This is a genomic window from uncultured Pluralibacter sp., assembly GCF_913775985.1.
GTDB lineage: Bacteria > Pseudomonadota > Gammaproteobacteria > Enterobacterales > Enterobacteriaceae > Pluralibacter.
In genome coordinates this window covers 1-3005 of sequence record NZ_CAJYMB010000043.1, presented here as the reverse complement: position 1 = coordinate 3005, position 3005 = coordinate 1, and the positions used below count along the sequence as shown (strand labels likewise).

Below are 3005 nucleotides of genomic sequence, written 5' to 3'. Positions count from 1 at the left end.
ACAGGATCCAGACGCAGAACGCCAGCATCAGGCAGGGAACGGAAATCCACAGATTGCGGCTGGCAATGCGGTGCCCGGACTGCTGCCAGAAAGTAGGATCTTCAGGACGCCAGTCGGTAATGACGGCCCCCTGCGGCTTTTCCGGCATGGAAGAGTGACTCATAGAAACCTCTAATGATTGAGAGAGATGCTGCAACATTAGGGAAAGCCGGGCAAGGTAAGTTGATATAAATCAAAGGAAAACCGGAGATAATCCTGGGCGATTTTTAAGCATGACACTTAATGAGTAGCCTTTGTCACTCGTAAAAGCGTGGTTTATCACGCCGCTTATGTGTCCTCGCCGCCTTTATCGCAACCACCACTCTTACATGGCAATTAAGGAGTAATCATTTATGGGTATGGGTATACTCCGGCGGATCTCCGAGAATATTCCCAATCCGGGCACTTGTCCCGGTCAGGAGTCCAGCTATTCATGTTTAAACGCTTCTTAACGCCGTTGACGCTGGTCAATCAACTGGCACTTATTGTGTTGCTGTCGGCCATCATAGGCCTGACCGGCATGACTATCTCCGCCCGGGTAGTTAACGGCGTGCAGGGCAGCGCCCACGCCATTAATAAAGCCGGCTCTTTGCGGATGCAAAGCTACCGCCTGCTGGCGGCTATTCCCCTCGCCGAAAAAGATGCTCCGCTGCTCGCTGAAATGAACCGTACCGTATTCAGCCATGAGCTTATTAAAGCGGCCCGCCGGGACAATCAGCAATACCAGCTCCGCGCGCTGCAGCGCTACTGGCAGACCGAGCTGGCGCCCAGCATTCAGCGCGCCGACAGCCAGCAGCGCGTGGCAAGCCAGGTCTCCGGTTTTGTCTCCCGCATCGACCAGCTGGTCACCGCTTTCGATCACACCACTGAAAAGCGCATTCAGCGGGTGGTGTTGATGCAGCAGATCATGGGCATGTGTATGGCGCTGCTGCTGCTGTTCACCATAGTGTGGCTGCGCGCGCGCCTGCTGCGCCCGTGGCGCCAGCTGCTGGATATGGCCCGCGCCGTCAGCCACCGGGATTTTAGCCAGCGGGTAAGTATCCGTGGCCGCGATGAAATGGCCTCTCTCGGGACGGCGCTGAACAACATGTCCGAAGAGCTGGCGGAGAGCTACGCCGTGCTCGAGCGGCGGGTGCAGGAGAAAACCGCCAACCTCGAACATAAAAACGAGATTCTGGCGTTTCTGTGGCAGGCCAACCGCCGCCTGCATTCTCAGGCCCCCATCTGCGAGCGCATCTCGCCGGTACTCAGCGGGCTGCAGACGCTGACGCTGCTGCACGATATTGAAGTCCGGGTTTACGATACTGAAGACGAAGATAATCATCAGGAATTTGTTTGCCACTCGGTGGAAAGCTGCGACGCACGCGGCTGCTTCCTGTGCCCCCGCAGAAAAGCGCCCGCCGTGCAGGGCGGAACCACGCTGAAATGGCGGCTTACGGATGCCCACAACCAGTACGGTATTTTGCTGGCGACGCTGCCCCCGGCCTGCCACCTCAGCCACGACCAGCAGCAGTTGGTAGACACACTGGTTGAACAGATTACCTCCACCCTGGCGCTGGACAGGCACCAGGAACACCAGCAGCAGCTAATCGTGATGGAAGAGCGCTCCGCGATTGCCCGGGAGCTGCACGACTCCATCGCCCAGTCGCTCTCCTGTATGAAAATGCAGGTCAGCTGCCTGCAGATGCAGGGTGCGCAGTTTTCCGAGGAGAACCGCAACCTGCTGGCCCAGGTGCGCAACGAGCTCAACACATCCTGGGCGCAGCTTCGCGAGCTGCTGACCACCTTCCGCCTCCAGCTGACCGAGGCCGGCCTGCGCCCCGCGCTGGAAGCCAGCTGCCGCGAGTACAGCGCCCACTTTGGTTTTGAGGTCAATCTCGACTACCAGCTGCCGCCGCGCTTTGTTCCTTCGCATCAGGCCATCCACCTGCTGCAAATCGCCCGCGAGGCGCTGAGCAATGCGCTCAAGCACGCGCAGGCGACGGCGGTCAGCGTGACCGTCACTCATCGCGATAATCAGGTGCGTTTAGCCATTGCCGATAACGGACTCGGCGTTCCGGATAACGCGGAACGCAGCAACCACTATGGCTTAATTATTATGCGCGATCGCGCCCAGAGCCTGCGCGGCGACTGCCAGGTCAGGCGGCGCGACTGCGGCGGCACCGAAGTTATCGTCACGTTCATCCCCGAAACATCACTCACCCACTCTCAAGGAGAACTCCATGACTAATCAGGAACGGGCAACCATTCTACTTATTGACGATCATCCCATGCTGCGTACTGGCGTGAAGCAATTAATCAGTATGGCGCCCGATATTCAGGTTGTGGGTGAAGCCAGCTGCGGCGAGCAGGGTATTGAGCTGGCAGAATCTCTCGATCCGGATCTGATCCTGCTCGACCTCAATATGCCGGGGATGAATGGCCTTGAAACGCTGGATAAACTGCGTGAAAGAACCCTTTCAGGCCGCGTGGTGGTATTTAGCGTATCGAATCATGAAGAAGACGTGGTCACCGCCCTCAAGCGCGGCGCCGATGGCTATCTGTTAAAAGATATGGAGCCGGAAGATCTGCTCAAGGCGCTCCAGCAGGCTGCCGCCGGTGAGATGGTATTAAGCGAAGCACTAACGCCAGTGCTGGCCGCCAGCCTGCGGGCTAACCGCGCGACGTCGGATCGCGACATCAACCAGCTAACGCCGCGCGAGCGAGACATCCTCAAGCTGATAGCCCAGGGGCTGCCGAACAAAATGATCGCCCGCCGGCTGGACATTACCGAAAGCACCGTTAAGGTCCACGTGAAGCACATGCTGAAAAAGATGAAGCTGAAATCCCGCGTTGAGGCTGCGGTCTGGGTACATCAGGACCGGGTTTTTTAAGGCTGCCACAGTTCACTGTCTGACACCGCCGGCGGCAGGGCTGCTACCGGCTCGGTGAGAACCAGCGTTATCTGATTTGATGACACGCGCTGC

2 protein-coding genes and 1 pseudogene are annotated in these 3005 nt (G+C 58.1%); 2 read left to right on the top strand and 1 reads right to left on the bottom strand.

The genetic code is table 11. The features are described from left to right. Nucleotides 1-163 (bottom strand): annotated as a pseudogene (locus QZ766_RS05485) (nitrate/nitrite transporter); the annotation flags it as partial. 309 nt (nt 164-472) lie between these two features. On the opposite strand from QZ766_RS05485, the gene narX reads away from it, so the two are divergent. After that, the gene (gene narX, locus QZ766_RS05480) at nt 473-2269 is read left to right on the top strand and encodes a nitrate/nitrite two-component system sensor histidine kinase NarX (RefSeq protein ID WP_297198415.1); all 1797 of its coding nucleotides are present in this window, start codon (nt 473-475) and stop codon (nt 2267-2269) included. Beyond that, nucleotides 2262-2912: a two-component system response regulator NarL gene (gene narL / locus QZ766_RS05475; RefSeq protein WP_297198412.1), complete on the top strand. Its 651-nt coding sequence runs from the start codon at nt 2262-2264 to the stop codon at nt 2910-2912. Before narX ends, narL begins: the two co-directional genes overlap by 8 nt. Nucleotides 2913-3005 lie beyond the last annotated feature (93 nt).

Coding starts and splice junctions, on each gene's coding strand:
- narX (WP_297198415.1), top strand. CDS start 473: ATGTTTAAACGCTTCTTAACGCCGTTGACGCTGGTCAATCAACTGGCA.
- narL (WP_297198412.1), top strand. CDS start 2,262: ATGACTAATCAGGAACGGGCAACCATTCTACTTATTGACGATCATCCC.